21 protein-coding genes are annotated in these 19,556 nt (G+C 64.4%); 13 read left to right on the forward strand and 8 right to left on the reverse strand.

Annotated elements, in window-relative coordinates; genetic code table 11:
• Positions 1 to 156: 156 nt before the first annotated feature.
• On the reverse strand, positions 157 to 825 hold the full coding sequence (locus J7E82_RS01700; RefSeq protein ID WP_214859735.1) for a nucleoside/nucleotide kinase family protein: 669 nt from the start codon (positions 823 to 825) through the stop codon (positions 157 to 159).
• On the reverse strand, positions 825 to 1,430 hold the full coding sequence (locus J7E82_RS01705; protein WP_214859736.1) for a TetR/AcrR family transcriptional regulator: 606 nt from the start codon (positions 1,428 to 1,430) through the stop codon (positions 825 to 827). Before J7E82_RS01705 ends, J7E82_RS01700 begins: the two co-directional genes overlap by 1 nt.
• Positions 1,431 to 1,585: 155 nt before the next feature.
• Here J7E82_RS01705 and J7E82_RS01710 point away from each other — a divergent pair, with 155 nt between their 5' ends.
• Both J7E82_RS01710 and J7E82_RS01715 read left to right on the forward strand, forming a co-directional pair.
• Positions 1,586 to 3,043, forward strand: a complete 1,458-nt coding sequence (locus J7E82_RS01710) for an APC family permease (protein ID WP_214859737.1) — start codon at positions 1,586 to 1,588, stop codon at positions 3,041 to 3,043.
• A complete protein-coding gene (locus J7E82_RS01715; protein WP_214859738.1) occupies positions 3,033 to 4,697 on the forward strand; it encodes an amidohydrolase in 1,665 nt (554 codons plus the stop codon). The genes J7E82_RS01710 and J7E82_RS01715 overlap by 11 nt, the downstream gene beginning before the upstream one ends.
• A gap of 12 nt (positions 4,698 to 4,709) precedes the next feature.
• Here the strand turns inward: J7E82_RS01715 and J7E82_RS01720 are convergent, their stop codons facing one another.
• From J7E82_RS01720 to J7E82_RS01740, 5 genes are all read right to left on the reverse strand, one after another.
• Positions 4,710 to 5,399, reverse strand: coding sequence for a PAS and ANTAR domain-containing protein (locus J7E82_RS01720; RefSeq protein WP_214859739.1), 690 nt, complete (start codon positions 5,397 to 5,399; stop codon positions 4,710 to 4,712).
• A gap of 127 nt (positions 5,400 to 5,526) precedes the next feature.
• Positions 5,527 to 5,793 carry a hypothetical protein gene (locus J7E82_RS01725; RefSeq protein ID WP_214859740.1) on the reverse strand — a complete coding sequence of 89 codons (267 nt, stop codon included), beginning with the start codon at positions 5,791 to 5,793 and terminating at the stop codon, positions 5,527 to 5,529.
• A gap of 105 nt (positions 5,794 to 5,898) precedes the next feature.
• Complete coding sequence (locus J7E82_RS01730) at positions 5,899 to 6,108, reverse strand: hypothetical protein (RefSeq protein ID WP_214859741.1); 210 nt, start codon at positions 6,106 to 6,108, stop codon at positions 5,899 to 5,901.
• A 22-nt stretch (positions 6,109 to 6,130) separates the two neighbouring features.
• Positions 6,131 to 6,547, reverse strand: coding sequence for a CBS domain-containing protein (locus J7E82_RS01735; RefSeq protein WP_214859743.1), 417 nt, complete (start codon positions 6,545 to 6,547; stop codon positions 6,131 to 6,133).
• 113 nt (positions 6,548 to 6,660) lie between these two features.
• Positions 6,661 to 8,001: a serine/threonine-protein kinase gene (locus tag J7E82_RS01740; protein ID WP_214859745.1), complete on the reverse strand. Its 1,341-nt coding sequence runs from the start codon at positions 7,999 to 8,001 to the stop codon at positions 6,661 to 6,663.
• Between the two features lie 146 nt (positions 8,002 to 8,147).
• On the opposite strand from J7E82_RS01740, the gene J7E82_RS20455 reads away from it, so the two are divergent.
• Positions 8,148 to 8,597, forward strand: coding sequence for a hypothetical protein (locus J7E82_RS20455; protein WP_251041320.1), 450 nt, complete (start codon positions 8,148 to 8,150; stop codon positions 8,595 to 8,597).
• A gap of 64 nt (positions 8,598 to 8,661) precedes the next feature.
• On the forward strand, positions 8,662 to 8,889 hold the full coding sequence (locus J7E82_RS01750; RefSeq protein WP_214859747.1) for a hypothetical protein: 228 nt from the start codon (positions 8,662 to 8,664) through the stop codon (positions 8,887 to 8,889).
• Positions 8,890 to 8,927: 38 nt separating this feature from the next.
• Here J7E82_RS01750 and J7E82_RS01755 read toward each other — a convergent pair whose 3' ends face one another.
• Positions 8,928 to 10,082, reverse strand: coding sequence for an ABC transporter substrate-binding protein (locus J7E82_RS01755; protein ID WP_214859749.1), 1,155 nt, complete (start codon positions 10,080 to 10,082; stop codon positions 8,928 to 8,930).
• A gap of 372 nt (positions 10,083 to 10,454) precedes the next feature.
• Between J7E82_RS01755 and J7E82_RS01760 the strand changes: the two genes are divergently transcribed.
• The 9 genes from J7E82_RS01760 to J7E82_RS01800 are packed head-to-tail and all read left to right on the forward strand — an operon-like array spanning position 10,455 to position 19,554.
• Positions 10,455 to 11,369, forward strand: coding sequence for a shikimate dehydrogenase (locus J7E82_RS01760; protein ID WP_214859750.1), 915 nt, complete (start codon positions 10,455 to 10,457; stop codon positions 11,367 to 11,369).
• Entirely contained in the window at positions 11,369 to 13,285 is a 1,917-nt protein-coding gene (locus tag J7E82_RS01765; RefSeq protein ID WP_214859751.1) for a bifunctional sugar phosphate isomerase/epimerase/4-hydroxyphenylpyruvate dioxygenase family protein, read from the forward strand. The genes J7E82_RS01760 and J7E82_RS01765 overlap by 1 nt, the downstream gene beginning before the upstream one ends.
• 44 nt (positions 13,286 to 13,329) lie before the next feature.
• A complete protein-coding gene (gene pcaH, locus J7E82_RS01770) occupies positions 13,330 to 14,217 on the forward strand; it encodes a protocatechuate 3,4-dioxygenase subunit beta (protein ID WP_214859752.1) in 888 nt (295 codons plus the stop codon).
• A 6-nt stretch (positions 14,218 to 14,223) separates the two neighbouring features.
• Positions 14,224 to 14,832 carry a protocatechuate 3,4-dioxygenase subunit alpha gene (pcaG, locus tag J7E82_RS01775; protein WP_214859753.1) on the forward strand — a complete coding sequence of 203 codons (609 nt, stop codon included), beginning with the start codon at positions 14,224 to 14,226 and terminating at the stop codon, positions 14,830 to 14,832.
• Positions 14,829 to 16,361, forward strand: coding sequence for a lyase family protein (locus J7E82_RS01780; protein WP_214859754.1), 1,533 nt, complete (start codon positions 14,829 to 14,831; stop codon positions 16,359 to 16,361). Before pcaG ends, J7E82_RS01780 begins: the two co-directional genes overlap by 4 nt.
• Entirely contained in the window at positions 16,354 to 17,169 is an 816-nt protein-coding gene (locus tag J7E82_RS01785; RefSeq protein ID WP_214859755.1) for an alpha/beta fold hydrolase, read from the forward strand. Before J7E82_RS01780 ends, J7E82_RS01785 begins: the two co-directional genes overlap by 8 nt.
• Positions 17,166 to 17,663, forward strand: a complete 498-nt coding sequence (gene pcaC, locus J7E82_RS01790) for a 4-carboxymuconolactone decarboxylase (protein ID WP_214859756.1) — start codon at positions 17,166 to 17,168, stop codon at positions 17,661 to 17,663. The genes J7E82_RS01785 and pcaC overlap by 4 nt, the downstream gene beginning before the upstream one ends.
• The gene (locus J7E82_RS01795; protein ID WP_214859758.1) at positions 17,660 to 18,889 is read left to right on the forward strand and encodes a thiolase family protein; all 1,230 of its coding nucleotides are present in this window, start codon (positions 17,660 to 17,662) and stop codon (positions 18,887 to 18,889) included. Before pcaC ends, J7E82_RS01795 begins: the two co-directional genes overlap by 4 nt.
• Before the next feature lie 5 nt (positions 18,890 to 18,894).
• The gene (locus J7E82_RS01800) at positions 18,895 to 19,554 is read left to right on the forward strand and encodes a 3-oxoacid CoA-transferase subunit A (protein ID WP_214859760.1); all 660 of its coding nucleotides are present in this window, start codon (positions 18,895 to 18,897) and stop codon (positions 19,552 to 19,554) included.
• The last annotated feature ends 2 nt before the right edge of the window (positions 19,555 to 19,556 follow it).

Raw genomic sequence — 19,556 nt, forward strand, 5'->3', positions numbered from 1 at the left:
CTCAACGAACCATAGATGGACGGCGTCGGCAGGCGACCACAAGGACATTTTCAAACCCGAACGGGCGTCCCACAAGAGACAAACCGGCTAGCTCGCAGTTGTGGTCGTTAAAACGGATTTTGGCGACAACAAATGCGACTCAGTTGGGAGGACGTGTTACGCCCAGGGAAGCACCCGGTCCGCCGCATCCCTGGTGGCCTCGATAAGCCGGGCGTTCGCTTCGTCTGTGCCCCCGGCCCAGGCCTCAGCCGCACTTCGATCCATGCCGAACTGGATGTGCCGTTCCGTGAGGCGCGCAAGGCGCAATTCCTGTGGTGTCTCGAGGAACCAGACCTCGTCCAGCTGGGCACGTACTTCCGGCCAGGGGGCGGGATCCGCCAGCAGGTAGTTCCCCTCGGTGATGACCAGCGGAATGGCTGCAGGGATCGCGATGGACGCCGCCACCGGCTCGTCCAGGGAACGCCTGAAATCCGGCGCATACACCACGTCTTCGTCGCGAAGCGCGAGGCGCCGCAGCAGCGACAGGTACCCGCCGGCGTCGAACGTGTCTATGGCGCCCTTGCGCTGCCTCAGCGGGGTGCCATCAATGATTGCATTGCCAAGATGGAAGCCGTCCATTGGCACCACCACTGCCTGGTCGGGGCCGAAATGCTGCCGCAGGAGCTCGGAGAACGTGGACTTTCCCGAGCCGGGAGAGCCGGTGATGCCAAGCAGGACGCGTCGCCCGCCAGCCATGCGGACTTCCAAGGCAGCAATAGCCTCCCCAACCTCGGGGGCCTGGAACGCCGCTGACTCCCGCAGATCGGCGGCTGAAACGTCTGTCATCACTGCAACCTCGCCCGGAGTCCGCCTATGATCACGTCCAGGCCGAAGTCGAACGCGTGGCCGCCCCGTTCCTCGGGCGATCCGGCGTGGGCGAGGGCGCGCTTAAGGGCGGGATATCCCTCGGTCGGAGGGTCCCAGACCACCTCCGGGGCGGCCAGGTCCAGTGCCGCACCCAGGGCGAAGCTGTCGATGGTGGAGATGGCAGCCACTCCGTCCCGCCCGCGGAACCCGGCGCTTTCGAGGCACAGGGCAAGGTCCTCGTAGAGCCCGATCACCTCCGGATCAGTGATGGTCTGCAGCACCAGCAGCGGGGCGAGCCGGGGATGGCGGGCGAAGGCGTTCCGGTAGGCGCGGATCAGGATCCGGAGCCCTGCCTCCCAGTCGGCATGGTCCACTGGCGGATACGGCTCTTCTGCGATGATCCGGTGGCGCAGGAGCTCGAGGATTTCATCCCGGCCGCTGACGTGGTTGTAGATCGAGGACTGGCTGACGCCGATCTTTTTAGCGAGCTTGGGGAAGCTGAAGTCGCCGTTTTCGTCGACCAGCTCAAGCGCGGCCGTTGTAAGGGCCTCCACGGATATCAGCGGGAGGAGGGGGCGCCCCATTGGTTCTCCTGACTGCAAGTTTTGAAGTGATTCCAGCCTAGTCTGCGACCGCGGGAGCTGCCGTTTTCAAAAAAGCCTTGTGCTCTGCGACACACGCCTCCATACTTAAAACGAAAGCCTTTCGTTTAATAGGGCTCCCAAGAAAGGACGGACTCGTGCCGGAAACCCAAACCAGACCCCCCACGTCGTCCGCCGACGGCGCCCTCAAGCGCAACGCCCTCGGCACGGGCGGTATCGCCTTCCTCGTCGTTTCGGCCGCTGCGCCCCTCACCGTCATGGCCGGTGTCGCCCCGGTTGCCATCGGCGTCGGTGGAATCGGCGCCCCGGCTGGCTATCTCCTGGCAGGCATCGTGCTGACCGTCTTTGCAATGGGCTTTATGGCCATGACCCGCCACGTCAAGGCGTCGGGAGGCTTCTACACCTACATCTCCCTGGCCATGGGCAGGACCATGGGGCTCGCCTCAGCCATCCTGGCAATCGTCTCCTACAACTGCCTGCAGATCGGGGTCTACGGACTGTTCGCGGTCCAGACCCACGACATGTTCAAAGTCCTCTTCGGCCTCGACGTTCCCTGGCCGGTTATCGCGTTTGCGGCCGTCGCGGCTGTCTGGTTCCTCGGTTATCGGGGGATCGACGTCGGTGCGAAAGTCCTGGGAGTGCTGCTCGTCGCAGAGACAGGCATCCTCGCCGTCATGGGCGTCGGCATTCTCGGCAGCGGGGGAGCTGACGGCATAACACTCGGCTCCTTCAGCCCTGAGCAGGCCTTCGGTCCCGGAGTCCTGGCGATCCTGGGTATCTGCTTCGCGGCTTTCATGGGCTTCGAATCCACGGTGCTCTACCGGTCCGAGGCCCGGAACCCGGATAAGACAGTCCCTCGGGCCATGTACATCGCCGTCGGCTTTATGTCGGTGTTCTACGCCTTCATCGTCTGGACGGTGGTGCAGGCCTACGGCGAAGGCAAGGCGGTGGAAGCGGCCGGTCAGTTGACCAGCGGGATGTTCTTCCAGACCATCAACCACTACGTGGGGCCTTGGGCTGAAGTAGTCATGTACGTCCTGATCGTCACCAGCGTCTACGCGTCCCAGCTCGCCTTCCACAATGCGATCAACCGTTACGTCTATATGCTGGCACGCGACGGCGTCCTGCCCGTCTTCCTGGGCAGGACTCACCGCAAGTTCAAATCACCGCATCGCGCCGGCCAGCTGCAGACGCTCCTCGCAGCCGTGGTGATCAGCATTTGTGCCATCCTGAATGCCGATCCGTACCAGCAGCTCCTGAGCTGGGTCAACACCCCTGGCATCTTCGGCATCGTGGGACTTCAGGGGCTGGCATCTGTGGCGGCGTTCCTCTACCTGCGCCGCAACCCGGCGGCCGTGAACCACAGGCTGCTGGTCCCCCTTAGCCTCGCGTCGGGCATCCTGCTTTTCGGCGCTGTGCTCCTGATTGCCGTGAACATAGAGCTGCTCACCTTCGCCGACGCCCTCACCAACACGATCCTCATCCTTGTGACTCCGGCGGTCTTCATCGCCGGCCTCCTCATAGCCCGCTGGGTGCGCCTCCGCCGTCCGGCTACCTTCGACCGCATTGGAAGCTTCGAAACCCATGACGCCTGACCTCATCCTCCTCGCCGATACCATCCACACCATGGACGCCCAAACCACGGACGGTGGCACAAGTGGCACCGGTGGCACTGCCGTCATCGAAGCCATCGCGGTCCGGAACGGGGTGATTACCGCAGTCGGAACGCGTAAGGAAGCTGCCGGCTGGCAGGCCGACGAGGTCATCGACTTCGGCAATGCCGCCATCACACCCGGCCTGGTGGACTGTCACATCCATCCCGTCTTCGGCCTGGAACTGACCCGCGGCCGGGGCCTCTCCGGCGCGCGCAACCTGGCCGAGATGCGGGCGATGCTGCAGGACGAAGCTGCTGCCACCGGCCCGGGAGAGTGGGTGCGGGCCTGGGGCCTGGACCCCAACATCTTCGGCATGGCGCAGGCCCACCGCGAGCTCATTGACGACGTCGCCTCAGGCAAACCGTGCCTCATCCGCCTGCTTGACGGGCATTCGGCGCTTGCCGGTTCCCGCGCCCTTGAGCTGGCAGGGATCAATGGGCCGGCCGTCTTTGACCAGGCCGCCGAGGTAGTGTGCGACGGAAACGGCAGGCCAACAGGCCTGCTGCTGGAGGCCGCCGCCGTCGAACTCGTCACGCGGGTGGTGCCGCGGGAATCTTTCCAGGAGAGGAAGGCGAGGCTGGCGGAGCTGCTGGGCCGGTTTTCACGGGCGGGGCTGACGGGGGCGCACGTCATGGACCTCGGCGAAGGATCTTTCGAGCTCTACCGCGCGGTAGAGGAGGAGGCCCTGGAGAACGACGGCGGCCTGCCCCTGAAGCTCCGCATCTCGCCTTGGTGCATGCCCGGCACCGGGGAGGAGGACTGGCAGCGCCTCGCTGAGTTCATTCGCCAGGGTGGGCGCCGCTGGGAGATCGCCGGCATCAAGCTGTTCGTTGACGGCACGGTGGACAACGGTACGGCGTGGCTGTTCGAGCCCGACATCTACGGCGCGTCCACGACGTCGTTCTGGCCGCGTCCGGAGGAATATGCTGCGGCAGTGCGCTTCTTCGCAAGTCGCGGAATTCCTACCTCAACACATGCAATTGGCGATGCAGGAGTTGCCTGCGTCCTTGACGCGTTCGAAGCGCTCCCGGCTGATACGCCGCGGGCAGTTCATCGCATTGAGCACCTCGAAACAGTGCCGGACGAACTGGTTGACAGGCTGGCACGTTCGGGCCTGGTGGCCAGCATGCAGCCGACCCATTGCACGCACTATGCCAGCGCGGATCACACAGACAACTGGTCCACCCGGCTGGGCGCGGAGCGTGCCAATAATGGCTGGCGCTGTGCGGATCTCCGCTCTGCAGGCATTCCCCTGGGACTTGGCTCCGATTGGCCGATTGCGCCGTTCGAACCCCTGCCGATCATGGCGGACGCCCAGTTGCGCCGGCGGGCGGGCCACCCCGCCGAACAGCCCATTGTTCCCGGCCAGGGCCTCACGGCCATCCAAGCGCTGGAAGGCTACACCTCCCATGCGGCGAGGGCTGCCGGGGAAGAGGAGATTTCCGGCTCAATTACCGTTGGCAAGCGTGCGGACTTCACAGTGTTCGATGTCGATCCTCTCGCCGCCGATCCGGACCGGCTCGCACACGCGCAGATCCTGGCCACAGTCGTCGACGGGAAAATGCAGCATCTTGCACTAGACATTGCCCGATAACAGCTCGCCTCGCTAGCTGGCCTCGCCGGTGCGGGCGGATTCGGCGGCCGCGGCCTTACGCCGGGAATCAGCCCGCAGTTCGTGCGCGAACTGGTCAAGGAAGGCAGTGCACTGGCGGTCTTCGGCCGATTCAACGAGATCACCGGCGAGGCGTGCAAGTTTGGTGTTGGTGTTCTGGCTGCGATTGAGGAGGAGATGGAACGCGGTTTCGGAGTCGACACGGAAATAGCCCATGAGGAGGCCTATGGCCCGTTCAATGACGCCACGGCTCACCGACGAGCGCTGCACCGCTTCCCGCGATGCGGCCTCGACTTCACGCTGCAGGGTCGAAGAGAAGTCCACTACGTAGCCGTGAACGGACTCAACAGAACCACTCGGCCCCAGGACCCCCTCGCCCGAAGTCAGGATGTGGCGCTCCTTCTTTGCGGCGTCGATGATGCGGTGGTAATTGCAGAACTGGCCGCCGCTGGTGCAGGCATCTGTCCAAAGCTGGCGGCTGTGCGAAAGATCTTCGGGATGCTTGTGGGAAAGCATGAGTTCCAGGGTCGGGACGATCTCGCCACGCTGGTAGCCGTGGATTCGGAACAGGTCCTCCGACCACAACATCTTTCGGGAACGGACATCGTAGTAGAACGTTCCGGCCAGGCACGCGCTTGAGCCAAGGGCGCTTGAGTAGACGTGGACGGGCTTTGACGTCATCATTGGGCATCTCCAACAAAACGACACTGGGGGACGGCCTTTTCGTGACCACTTCTTCTCAGGGTAGCCCGGGAAAGGGCACGGCGGCGAGAGCCTGGCTCTCCACCTGCCGGCGCGTCACCACCGTACTTCAGTGAAGGATTGGTGGCAGTCCTTGATCGTATCTGTGTTCATTGAGTGCATGGGTGAGGATGAGGGTCTCGATGGAACTCAGCGGCGTGAGTCCGTGCAAGTAGCCATCCAGCTCAAGTTCCGTTGCGTTGCCGGTGATGTTGTGGCACGCCAGCCACAACTCCTGCAGCGTCAGGCCGCTCATCAGGAACGCGTCCTGAAGCAGCAGCCTTTCGAGGTTCCCCGGTTCTTGTTCCATGGCCCTGAGACCGTCCGTGCTTGTCATGCCCTGTGCGGAATCCTTGTATCCGTCTCCTAACTGTGACCCCCTTCGGGGGGACAGGTCAACGGGGAATGGCAACTTCGGGCGATGATTGCGAACCGTCCTGGCTCAACCGTCCTGGCTCAACAGCACGGACGCGTTGGGGACTCCAATGAGGGTCGATTGCTCGCCGTTTCGGCCCTCCAGCTCAAGCAGGATGAGTTCCTGTTCCTCTCTTGCGGCCACTACCCGAAAGTTGTAGTCCTTGAGCCGAACGGCATCGCCGGGCCGCACTTTCTTGAGTTTGCGTTTCATGGTCATCGTTGTTGTCTCCGGCATGGCGCTTTTCCCTGGACTCAGGCTAGTAGGAGATGAACTCCACGAGTTCTCCCACCCGCTCCTCCGGGTAGTTCCTCGCAATGTCCGCCTGGCTCAGCATGCCCACCAGGTTATGCCCGTCAATGACAGGAAGCCTGCGGACCTTGTGCTCCTGCATGGTCCGGATTGCTTCCTCCACGGTGTCATCGGCGCCGATGGTGACAGGCTTGCCTTCACCGAATTGGCCGGCTTTGGCGGTCCGTGGATCACCGCCCTCGGCTATGCACTTGACCGCAATATCCCTGTCCGTGAGCATGCCCTTGAGCCTGTTGTCCTCGCCGCAGATCGGCAGGGCTCCAACGTCAAGATCCCTCATCTTCCGTGCGGCCACCTCCAGCGTTTCGTTCGCGCCTATGCACTCGACGCCGCCGGTCATGATGTCACGAGCCAAGGTTGCCATCACCAAACACGCTCCTTGTCCATTGATACTCTGAATGTTCCGGCTTCAATAATCAGCCTACTTACTATCATCACCTTGCCGATCTGCCTTGAAAAGGCTATTCCCGGTTTGGGTCAGCCTTCCTTGGGCTTGCCTTTGCCCTTTTCGGCATTAGCGCTTCCCTTTTCAACGTTGCCAGGGGTGTCTGCGGACGGTACTGCAGGGGCAGGAGCGGCGGGAGCCGGAACAATCAGGGTCTGGACGGGACCGGGAATCTCGACAGTCTGAATCGGGGCGGGGGTAGGTTCCGGGGTGGGAGTTGGGGTTGGAGTCGGAGTCCCATCTGCTCCGCTGGTACCAATGACCGATGATCTGTCCCCGGTGTCCTGCCCAACCCCCTGGATGGTCGTGGTCATCCAGAGCATCCCGACGGCGGCGGCAATGCCGCCAACCAGAACTGCGGCAACTTTTCCAAGCCTCGATGCCGCCCGGCGTCGTGCCTGCCTTTCATGGAACCTGAGTGAAGCCGTTTCAGCCATATGCTGCGGGGGTGTCGGGACGTGGGGGAGCGCGGGAAGGGCCGCCGTCGGCACGTCGTAGTTCAGGAGGCGCTCCTCCATCGCGGCGAGTTCCGACAATTCGGTGGAAACCTGCTCAGCGGAAGGGCGGTACTCCGGCCTGATATCTGTCATGGAGGCGAGGAGTTCGGCGTAACCGGCCGACAGTCCGGGCGGAATTTCGGGAGCCCGATGAAGTCTTGCAACGGCCGACTCTACGGGAGTTCCCGGATATTCCGGCCGTCCTGTCAGGCATTCGATCAGGACCAGCCCGAGGGAGTAGATGTCGCTGGCGGGAGTCAGTGCGGATCCCGTTGCCTGTTCAGGGCTAAGGTAGGTGGCCGTACCTACCGTGCTTCCCGTGGCAGTGAGTCGGCTTCCTTCAATCAGCCGGGCGATTCCAAAGTCCGCTAGCTTCGGCCCGGCGGAAGCTTCACCGGCGGGAAGGATGATGTTAGCGGGCTTAATATCGCGGTGGATGACCCCATGGTTGTGCACATGCGCCAAGGCGTCCGCCACCGCTGCCCCCAGCAGGGCCGTTTCAACAGCCGGGATTGGCCCCTCGGAAAGCCGTTGGCGAAGGTCCGGGCCATCTACCAGTTCCATGACCAGGAAGGTGTGGGGCGACGCCGGGTCGCGGTAATCAAGCCCGGCGTCGTAGAGCCGGACCAGGCCGGGGTGGTCGAAGACGGAGAGTATCTGGATTTCGGTCTGCTGCCGGAGGGTATGCTCCTCGTCGGCAGGGCCCGAGGAGAATAGTTTGACGGCAACTTCTCGGCCTAGAACCTCGTCACGGGCACGGTAGACCACCGCCATTGCCCCGCGGCCAATAACCTCACCTAGGGCATAACGTTCGCCCAGTGGGCCGTTGCTGTCCGGGTCTCCTTGGAGGCTATGCGGCAGTTCATTCGTGTCCATCAAATCCGCTTCCTCCACGCCATGGCTGAGGTCATCTGTTGCTCAACCCATAGCAGGCGCTATAGCTTGTCAGCACCATTCTCCCTTGTGGCAATACTTGACTATACCTAACTGTAAGCATGCTTAGTAGTTCTGTGGGATGAAAAATGGCACTTCTGATCGAGCGTAGACAAGAAGCCCGGCTCGGAATAGATTCGAAGAAGGACCGGGTACTTTTCTACACCGGATTTCGAATTTTGGGCTCGCCGAATGGCTGGCGTGCCCAGGCTGCTGAGGCAGACCGGCGGCAACAGGACGTCGAGCTTGAAGGGGCAGCCATGAGCCAATCACGCTTTAGAAAGTTTCTTGCGGACTGCATCGAGAAGGACGGGGATCCTTCTGTAGGACTGACGCCTGATGAACTGTATGGGGTCTATACCAGCTGGTGCCTGATTCAGAGGCTGGAGCCGGAATCGGCCAAGGCGTTTTGGGCCGGGATGAGGGCTAACGGCATCGGCCCCCACCAGGTAAATCACCGCATCGTCTGCCCCACCCTGCGCATGAGGGGGCCCGCGGCGGCGGACTATATCCTGGCCAGCCAGCCGGACCTGATCTGAGGGGTTCATCCAAGCATGACGCAGGCGCGGATGTTGGGCGCGCCAAATGGTGGAGGGGGAAGCAGTGAACGAACAGCCGCAGCCGAGAGACCCGGGCAGTGAGGAGCCCGCGCGCCGGGGCTCCGACGTCGAAAACGGGAGTGTCGAAAACGGGAGCGTCGAAAACGGGCGGTCCGGGGCCGAAAGCCCGGAGGACCTGTCCACCAAGCTGGACCCGGACTTCGTGCCGCAGGACAGCGAGCCGCCCGAGGAAAAGAAGGCGCGCGAGCACCCGGAAGAGACCGGAAGCTAGGCCGCAGAGGGCCCTAACTTCCGGTCTCTCGCTCCGGATTAGTCTTTTCCGAGACCGGCCGCAGAGACCTTCTTTCCGGTCGCCTCATTGAGGGCCGAGAGATCGAAAATCCCGCTGATATCGGCGGACTTCGTCGTGCCGGCGGTCACGCCTTCCTCAAGGAGCTTCTTGTAGCTTCCCGCCAGCGGATCAACCGTGAAGACGATGTTCTTGAGCGACCGCTCAATGACGTCTGCGCTGAGGGCTGCACCGGACGCTTCCTTGAGGGCTGCATTGATTGCCTCGGCCTTATCGCCGGCGGAGGCGGAATTCAGCCAATCCACGGCTTCTGCATGGCCCTTGAGGAGGGCCTCGACCGTGGCCGGGTGCTCTGCCGCGAATGTCTTGCTCACAATGAGGATCGTGGTTGGGAACTCCCCGGGTTTGCCGGTCTGGGAGCCGTCCCACAGGTCTTTTTCGTCCACCAGGACTTTGGCTCCGGCCTGTAGTACCAGCCGCGAGGCCCACGGCTCGGGCAGCCACGCGCCGTCGAGCTTTCCGTCCTGGAAGAGTTTGAACGTCTGCGCGTTCTCAGTGGGGTTGACGGCGACATCGCCGCCGCCGTCGGTTGTGGTCTTGTACCCCTGGGACGAAAGCCAGGCGCGCAACGCCACATCCTGGGTCCCACCCAATTGCGGCGACGCCAGCGTCTTGCCCCTGAGGTCGGCGGCGGAGGAGATCTCAGGCTTCACCACGAGCTGCGCACCGCCGGCAGCAGCTCCGGCGATGATGCTGATGGACTCGCCCTTGCTCTTGACGAACGAGTTGATGGCCGGGTTGGGGCCAATGTAGGCGGCATCGATTGCTCCGGCATTGAGGGCTTCGATGGCAGCGGGTCCGGCGTTGAAGACCTGGGTGCTCAATTTGGTGTCGCCCAGGCTCTTCGCGATGGTGCCCTTGCTGATGCCGATCAGGGCCGGGGCGTGGGTGACGTTGCCGAAGTAGCCCAGCTTCAGCTCTGCGGCGGGGCTGCCTTGGGCCGCAACCTGGGCATTGGTGTCATTGGCGGAGCCGACGGCGGTGCCCGCCACGACGGCTCCCGCCACGACGACGGCTGCTGCGCCACCGAACCAGAGGATCCGACGGCGGCTGGGTTTGGGACGTTCTCCCGCGACGATACGGGTGCTTCCTGGATTATTGGGAGGAGTCGACATGCATATTCCTTGGGATGCGGGCCTTTTGGACGGCCGGAGAAGATGGCGGCGGCCCGGGTAGTCCGGACGATTCCGGGTCGATGGCTCGACACTACGGAGCGGATAGGACGACCCACAACGAGAATGAAACGTGGGGTAGCCGGACGTCGCCGGAGGCAATCAGGGCGTCACGCAGCGCCATCTTTTTTCGCAAAAGGAAAAGTCCGGCCTCCTTCCAATGAATGGGATAGGGGCTGGCGGGAAGCGAGCACTTCTCCTAGGATGTTCGTATGATGAACAAGCGTGCAGTACTCGAACTTTTGGTATAGCCTAACTCACATAGCTTGAGTTCTCGTCGATGCGAGCAAGTTTGTGCGGACCCTAGGAGCAGGAATGAGCAATCGCTCGGAGTCTTATCTGATCGGCCTGATTGGAGATGGTGTAACCCCCTCCCTCACCCCATCCATGCATGAGCGGGAAGGCGATGTCCAAGGTCTTCGCTACCTGTACCGGCCCATCGACCTTGCCGAACTCGGGCTTCCCGCATCCTCGATCGGTGAACTCCTGCAGTCCGCCTACCGTCTGGGCTATAACGGCTTGAACATCACCCATCCCTGCAAGCAGCTGATCCTGGAGCACCTGGATGAAGTCTCGGCGGATGCGCGACGCCTCGGAGCCGTCAACACTGTGGTCATCAAGGACGCGCGCTTCATCGGCTACAACACCGACTTCTCCGGATTTGGTAGGGCCTTTGAGGCGGGCCTCCCCGGCGCCGCCCGGGACCGCGTCGTCCAGCTGGGTGCCGGCGGTGCCGGTTCAGCAGTGGCCTATGCCCTCCTCAGCTCCGGTGTGAAGACCCTGGACCTTGTGGACATGGACCCGGACCGGGCAGTGGCCAGGGCTGCCGAACTCGCCGGGCTGTTTCCGGACCGCACCATTACGGGCCAGTCGACGGCGGAGCTGGCCAGGATCGTGCCGCTCGCCGACGGCGTCGTCCATTGCACGCCTGTTGGCATGGCCGCGCACCCCGGACTGCCGCTGGACATGGAGCTCGTGGAACCGCGGCATTGGGTTGCGGACATCGTCTACCGTCCCATCGAAACGCAGCTGGTCCGCGAGGCCCGCGCCAAGGGTTGCCAGGTGCTCGACGGGGGCCGCATGGCAGTAGGGCAGGCCGTGGATGCCTTCAGGATCTTCACCGGGATGGAGCCCGACCGGGAGCGGATGCGCGCCCATTTCCTCGAACTCATCGCCGCCGAGGATGCTGCCAGGGATGAATCCCCGGCGGCGCAAGGAGCCGGAAAATAATGCGCACTGGCACCGCCACTGTGTGCCTCTCCGGCACTTTGAAGGAGAAGATGCAGGCATGCGCGGCTGCGGGCTTTGACGGCATCGAGATCTTCGAGCAGGACCTTGTCACTTCCCCGCTGAGTCCCGATGACGTTCGCACGATGGCGGCGGACCTGGGCCTGGGCCTTGACCTCTACCAGCCCTTCAGGGATTTCGACGGCGTTGAGCCGGGCCTGCTGCAGGCCAACCTCCGCCGGGCCGAGGCGAAGTTCCAGCTCATGTCCCGCCTCGGCATGGACACTGTCCTTGTCTGCTCCAACGTGGCTACGGCCACCATCGATGATGACCAGCTTCGAGCGGAACAGTTGAACCGCCTGGCTGAGCTGGCCAAGGACCACGGCGTCAAAGTGGCCTATGAGGCCCTGGCCTGGGGAAAATACGTCAGCGACTACGAGCACGCCTACCGGCTGGTGGACATGGTGGACCATCCAAACCTGGGGACCTGCCTGGACTCCTTCCACATCCTCTCGCGCGATTGGGACACCGCGCCCATCGAAGGCCTTAAAGCGGAGAAGATCTTCTTCGTCCAGGTGGCGGATGCCCCGAGGCTGTCCATGGACGTACTGTCCTGGAGTCGCCACTATCGCGTCTTTCCTGGCGAGGGGCAGTTCGAGCTCGCCAAGTTCATGGGCCATGTGGTTCGTGCGGGCTACTCCGGGCCCGTCTCCCTGGAGGTCTTCAACGACGTCTTCCGTCAGTCCGACGTCCACCGCACCGCTGTGGACGCGATGCGCTCGCTCATCTGGCTGGAGGACCAGAGTGCGCGCTGGCTCGCCGAAAATCCCGCCGCGCCGGGCAGACCTGCCGCCGGCTCCGACGCCGCCGCCCGCCGTCGTTATCCCATGGAACTGGCCACGCTGCCAAAAGTGTCCGAGCCCGGCGGATTCAACTTTGCCGAGGTCAAGGCGGACGACACGGCCCGGCTGGAAACCCTGCTGGGCCAGCTCGGCTTCGCCTTCGAGGGCCGCCACCGCACCAAGGACGTGCAGCTCTGGACCATGGGCAAGGCCCGTGTGATCATCAACGAGCAGGCCGCGTCACACTCGGAGCCCGCCATCGCGGCGCTGGGATTCGACGTCGATTCTCCCGTGATTGCCTCCGCCCGCGCCCAGCAACTCAAAGCCCCCGTGGTGCCGCGGAAGGTGCAGGCAGACGAGGAAGTGTTCCAGGGGATTGCTGCGCCGGATTCCACTGAGATCTTCCTGTGCCAGGGCAGTCCGGACGGGACGGCAGCGTGGACTCGTGAGTTCGGTGAGGGCCTGGAACATTCTGCAGCGACGACTGGCTCAGCCGTGATTGACCATGTGAACCTGGCCCAGCCCTGGCAGCACTTCGACGAAGCCGTCCTCTTCTACACCAGCGCCCTGGCCCTCGAGCCGCAGCCCTTTGCCGAGGTACCGAGCCCCAGCGGGCTGGTCCGGTCCCAGGTGATGCAGACGTCCGACCGCGCCGTACGGCTGGTGCTGAACCTGGCCCCCGTCATCCAGCAGGAGGGCATCCAGCACGGAAGCCGCAAGACCTACCAGGAGCACATTGCCTTTGCTGTAGACGACCTCGTCGGCACGGCCCGCGCCGCAAAGAAGCGTGGCCTGGATTTCCTGCAGATCCCGGCCAACTACTACGAGGACCTGGCAGCCCGCTTTGACCTGGAGCCCGGCTTCCTGGCCACGCTCAGGGAACTGAACCTGCTCTACGATCGCGACGCCGATGGCGAATTCCTCCACTTCTACACCGCCACCGTAGGCAGCGTGTTCTTCGAAATGGTGGAACGCCGCGGCAACTACGACGGCTACGCGGCGCCGAACGCCCCGGTACGGCACGCCGTGCAGTATGACTCCCTCCACCCGCACTTGAGCCCTGCACCAAGGGCCTAAGAAACTGCCAGACCCGCACACAGCAAACACGAAAGGAGCCAGCCGTGCTGCAAGAAGTTAATCCTGAGAACGCCGGGCAGATCGAAGCAGATGAGCTCGTGTCCGCAGCCGAGCCGCAGGCCGCGCATTCAAGGCCGGACAAGGCCGTGGAAACGCAGCAGGACCTGAGCAACGAGATCCAGGCAATCGGCGAGGCGTATCGTCGCGCCCTCAAGGACGGGGCGAAGCCGGAGACCCAGCCGCGCCTGGACTATGCGCCGTACCGCAGCAGCATCCTGCGCCACCCCACCAAGAGCTTGCATCATGCGGACCCGGAAACCATCGAGCTGTACTCCCCGGCGTTCGGGCACCAGGACGTGCACGCCTTGGAGTCCGACCTCACCATCCAGCACAACGGTGAGCCGCAGGGTGAGCGGATGATTGTCCAGGGCCGGGTGCTCGACGGCGATGGCCGCCCCGTGGCCGGGCAACTGGTAGAGATCTGGCAGGCAAACGCCGCCGGCCGCTACATCCACAAGCGGGACCAGCACCCCGCGCCGCTCGACCCGAACTTCACCGGCGTCGGACGCTGCATCACCGGCCCGGACGGTACTTACCGGTTCACCACCATCAAGCCCGGCGCCTATCCGTGGAAGAACCACCTCAACGCCTGGCGGCCTGCACACATCCACTTTTCCCTGTTCGGCACGGAGTTCACGCAGCGCATCGTCACCCAGATGTACTTCCCGGGCGACCAGCTCTTCCCGCTGGATCCCATCTACCAGTCGATCGTGGACCAGGACGCCCGGGACCGCCTCGTGGCGCAGTACGACCACAGCCTCACCAGCCCCGAATGGGCCCTTGGCTACAACTGGGACATCATCCTGACCGGGTCGAAGCGGACCTGGACCGAAAACGAAGCCTTTGCCGCTTCAGGCGACGACGAGGAGTAGGCAACAATGAGCAAGCTGACAGCAACACCTGGCCAGACGGTCGGCCCGTTCTACGGCTACGCCCTGCCTTATCCCAAGGACAATGAGCTCCTGGCCCCAGGCAGCCCCGGCAGCATCCGGCTCCAGGGCACGGTGTATGACGGTGCCGGCCACACCATCCCGGACGCCATCCTGGAAATCTGGCAGCCCGACTCAGAGGGCAACATCGTCCAGAAGACCGGATCGCTGGTCCGCGACGGCTACACCTTCACCGGCTGGGGCCGCGCATCTGTAGGGAACTCCGGTGTGTACACGTTCACCACGGTCAACCCAGGCCCCACAACAGCCGGTGCGGCACCCTTCATCTCTGTCGCTGTTTTCGCCCGCGGCCTCATGAACCGCCTGTTCACGCGTGTCTACCTGCCTGAGAACGAGGAAGCGCTGGCCAAGGACCCGTTGCTGAGCTCGCTTGATCCCGAGCGCCGCAAGACCGTGATCGCCCGCCGCGATCCTGACGGCGGACTGACCTGGGATGTGCGCCTGCAGGGCGAAGGCGAGACCGTGTTCCTTGACTTCCACGGCGAAGACGCCGACGGCAACGCCCAGGGTGACGAGGCCGGAGGCGCATCCAAGTGACCCCCTCCGATGGCGACTTCGGGCTGCTGAGCCCCGTGTCGGCGTCGCCCCTGGTGGCGGCGCTGACCGGGGATCATGCAGTCATAGCGGCAATCCTGGCCGTTGAGGCCGCGTGGGCTTCAGTCCTGGAGGACGCCGGCCTCGTCCCCGACGGGGCTGCCGCTGTAGTGGCCCATGCCGCCGATCCCGCGCGCTACGACGTCGCCGCCATCGCCGAGCGGGCCCAGGGCGGCGCCAATCCTGTCATCCCGCTCCTCGCGGAACTCAGGAAGAACGTCAACGCCGCCGATGCCGACCGCGCCGACGGGCCCCTGGACGCCGGTGCCGCAGTGCATACCTCCCTGACCAGCCAGGACGTGCTGGACACGGCGCTCATGCTGCTGGCCCGCAACGTCCGCACTACGCTTCTCGCCGAGGTGAGGAGCACGACGACGGCGCTCGCCGCCTTGGCTCGCGGGCATGCGGACACGCTGTGCGTTGGTCGGAGCCTGACACAGCACGCCCTCCCGTACACGTTTGGCCTGAAGGCCTCCCAGTGGTTCCACGGCCTTGCCGCCGCTGCCCGCCGGCTGGAAGCACTCGAGCTTCCAGTGCAGTTCGGCGGAGCGTCGGGGACCCTGGCAGCAGGCTCCGTCCTCAGCGTGCGGGCTCTGACCGCGCAAATTCCAACCGCGCGAGCGGACGGGGCCAGGGACATTACGCCTTTCAGCCTGGCCGATGGTCTTTCCATAAAGCTGGGCCTCGCGCCGGCTCCCGCACCCTGGCATACTAATCGGCTGGCAGTCACGGCACTGGGCGACGCCGTCGCGGCCGTGGTTGACGCAATGGGCAAGATGGCCTCGGATGTCCTCTTCCTCAGTCGCCCGGAAGTGGCCGAACTCGCCGAACCGCGGGCCGCCGGACGAGGCGTTTCCTCGGCCATGCCGCAGAAACAAAACCCGGTCCTGTCGGTCCTGGTCCGCAGCGCCGCCTTGCAGGCGCCCGGACTGGCCGCCCAGCTCCACGTGGCCGCCGCCAACTTCAATGACGAACGGCCCGACGGCGCCTGGCACAGTGAATGGCCGGCACTGCGCCAGCTGCTGCGACTGGGCCTCGGGGCCGCCATGCAGCTGAAGGAGCTCGCCCATGGGTTGCAGGTGTTCCCCGAAGCAATGCGCCGCAACCTGGATCTCTCCGGCCCGCTGCTGCTCAGCGAGGGCGTGATGGCCGCCGTCGCGCCCCTGATCAGTGCCAGCAAAGACAGTGGACTGGCGGAGGCGAAAGCCCGCCTGCAGGACGTGGTGGACCGGACGCTGCAGGCTCCGGCGGGCGAGCAGTCGCGCATTTACGCCAAGCTGCTGCTCGAGGCAATTCTCAAGGACAAGCTGTCCGATGAAAAGCTCACGCAATTGCTGGACCCTGCCAATTACGTCGGCGAGGCGAGGGAAATCAGCCGGCGCATCCTTGCTGCCTACCCGGACTATGCAACTCCCGACGCATACAACACTGAGGCCTCAGACATCGATCCGAAGGGAGCCCACCGTGGCTAGACCAGGCATCAAGGCGGTCCTGCTTTCCCCGCCGCGCCCGCTCGGGGAGAAGCCCCTGCTGGTGGCAGGACCGTCACTGGGCACCTCCACAGTTCTGTGGACTGAGACCGGTGCGCTCCTCGGAACCGATTTCGACGTCGTTGCCTGGGACCTGCCAGGCCACGGCGTTTCCCCGGCGGCCACTGAGGGTTTCGACGTCGCCGAACTGGCGGACGCCGTGGTCGACCTCGTTGATTCGATCGCCCCCGGCGCCACCTTCCACTACGCCGGCGTTTCGCTCGGCGGCGCTACCGGCCTGCAGTTGGGCATCAAGCACGGCGAACGGCTCAAGAGCCTGTCCGTTCAGTGTTCGGGCGCCAAGCTCGGGACGCCGGATGGCTGGCTGGAACGCGCCGAGTCCGTTCGCGCCCAAGGCACGCCAGTGATGATCCAGGGCTCGGCCCAGCGCTGGTTCGCGCCGGGGTTCATGGACCGCCAGCCTGAAATCAGCAGCCGCCTGCTGCATGCGCTCCGTGACGCCGACCGCTTCAGCTACGCGTTCTGCTGCGAAGCCCTTGCAGCCTTCGACGTGCGCTCCGAACTCGGCAGCATCACAGTCCCCACGCAGGCCATTGCCGGGGTCGAGGATGGCGTGGCACCGCCGTCGTTCGCGGAGGAGATCGCCGCAGGCATCAATGCAGGAAGCAATGCCGGTGGCGGGAAGGCCACCCTGGTGACGCTCGACGGCGTCGCGCACCTGGCGCCCGCCGAGGCGCCTGGCCTGGTCGCGGACCTCATGCGGAAATTTATCGCGGAGGTGGGGGAATGACCGTCGAAGAAAATGGCGCAGAGCGCAACGGTGCGGTGCAGCCTGGCGCCAGTGCCCAGGAAATCTACGACGCAGGCATGGCGGTCCGCCGCGAAGTTCTCGGCGACGCCCACGTGGACCGGGCCAACGGCGCCAAGGATGCCTTCACCGAGGACTACCAGGACATGATCACCAGGATCGCCTGGGGCGGGATCTGGACGCGGCCGGGGCTCACCCGTCAGATGCGCTCAGCTGTCACCCTCACGGCCCTGGTGGCGCATGGCCATTGGGAGGAGCTCGCCATGCACATCCGGGCGGCCCTGAATAACGGGCTCGGCAGGGAGGAAATCAAGGAAATCCTGCTGCAGACCGCCATCTACTGCAGCGTCCCGTCGGCCAACTCGGCCTTCAAGATCGCCCAGAAAGTCTTTGCGGACATCGACCAAGCGGCAGAAGCCGAACCCCACGCCGCTGAGCAGACCACTTTTGACCAGGAAAAAGAGGAAACCCCATGAACCAGGCCTTTGTGTACGACGCCGTGCGAACGCCCTTTGGCAAGTTCGGCTCCGGCCTTGCCGCCGTCCGCCCCGACGACCTCGCCGCCCATGTGGTGCGTGAGTCCGTGAAGCGGGCTCCGAAGCTCGACGTTGAGCGTATCGACGAGGTGGTGTTCGGTAACGCGAACGGCGCGGGTGAGGAAAACCGGAACGTGGCCCGGATGGCCACGCTGCTGGCGGGACTTCCGACGTCGATCCCGGGCACCACAGTCAACCGCCTCTGCGGCTCCTCCCTGGACGCAGCCATCATTGCCTCCCGCCAGATCAACGCCGGCGACGCCGAGCTCATGCTCGTCGGCGGCGCCGAGTCCATGAGCCGGGCCCCGTGGGTGCTGCCTAAGACGGAGAAGCCCTACCCTGCCGGCGACCTGAACCTGGCTTCCACCACGCTGGGCTGGCGGCTGGTGAATCCGGCCATGAACAAGGACTGGACCATCTCCCTGGGCGAGGCCACCGAACGCCTGCGCGAGAAGTACGGCGTCACCCGCGAACGCCAGGACCAGTTCGCCGCTGACTCCCACAACCTGTCGGCCGCCGCCTGGGATGAGGGCTTCTACGACAACCTTGTGGCCCCCGTTCCGGGCACGGACCTGGTCCGTGACGAGGGCATCCGCCCGGGGTCTACAGCCGAGAAGCTGGCCGCGCTGAAGACTGTGTTCCGCCCGGAATCCACCGGTTCTGAGGGCGGTACGGTGACGGCCGGGAACGCCTCCCCGCTGTCCGACGGGGCCTCCGCGGCCTGGATCGGCAGCGAGAACGCCGCCGACATCCTTGGCCTGGAGCCGCTGGCTCGGATTGCCGGGCGCGGAGCGCACGGCAACGACCCCCAGTACTTTGGCTACGCTCCGGTCGAGGCCGCCAACAAGGCCCTCGCTAAGGCGCGCATCGGCTGGGACCAGGTGGGCGCCGTCGAGCTCAACGAAGCCTTCGCCGCCCAGTCCCTGGCATGCATGGGCGCCTGGGGGATTGATCCCACGATCGTCAACCAGCATGGAGGAGCAATTGCGATGGGTCATCCGCTCGGCGCCTCCGGAACACGCATCCTGGGCACTCTGGCACGCAGCCTCCAGGCCTCCGGGCAGCGCTGGGGCGTTGCCGCCATCTGCATCGGCGTCGGGCAGGGCCTGGCCGTGGTGCTTGAAAACGTGACCACATCCCGTAACACCGCCGGAACCAAAGGCTAAGGCAGATGCTGAATTTCATTGACACAGTCGGCGAGGCAGTCGCCGGTATCCAGGACGGCTCCACGGTGATGATCGGCGGCTTCGGCAACGCTGGCCAGCCGTTCGAGCTCATTGACGCACTGCTCGACGGCGGAGCCACCGACCTCACTGTGGTGAATAACAACGCCGGGCAGGGCGACCAGGGCCTGGCCTTGCTGATTAAGGAAGGCCGGGTCCGCAAAATGATCTGCTCCTTCCCGCGGCAATCAGATTCCTGGCACTTCGATGCCAAATACCATGCGGGAGAGATCGAACTGGAACTCGTCCCGCAAGGCAACCTTGCCGAGCGCATCCGTGCTGCCGGCGCCGGCATCGGCGGCTTCTTCACACCTACCGGATACGGCACCATGCTGGCCGAGGGCAAGGAAACACGCATCATCGACGGCCGGGGACAGGTCTTCGAGACCCCCATCCACGCCGACGTTGCCCTCATCAAGGCGCTCAAGGCCGACGGCAAGGGCAACCTTGTCTACCGCAAGACCGCCCGGAACTTCGGACCCATCATGGCCGCGGCGGCGAAGCACACCATCGCCCAGGTTTCCGAGATCGTCCCCATCGGCGGCCTCGACCCGGAAAACATCGTGACCCCCGGCATCTACGTCAACAGCATTGTGAAGGTGGCCTGAAA

It is taken from the genome of Arthrobacter sp. ISL-30 (assembly GCF_018613855.1).
Taxonomy (GTDB): Bacteria; Actinomycetota; Actinomycetes; order Actinomycetales; family Micrococcaceae; genus Arthrobacter.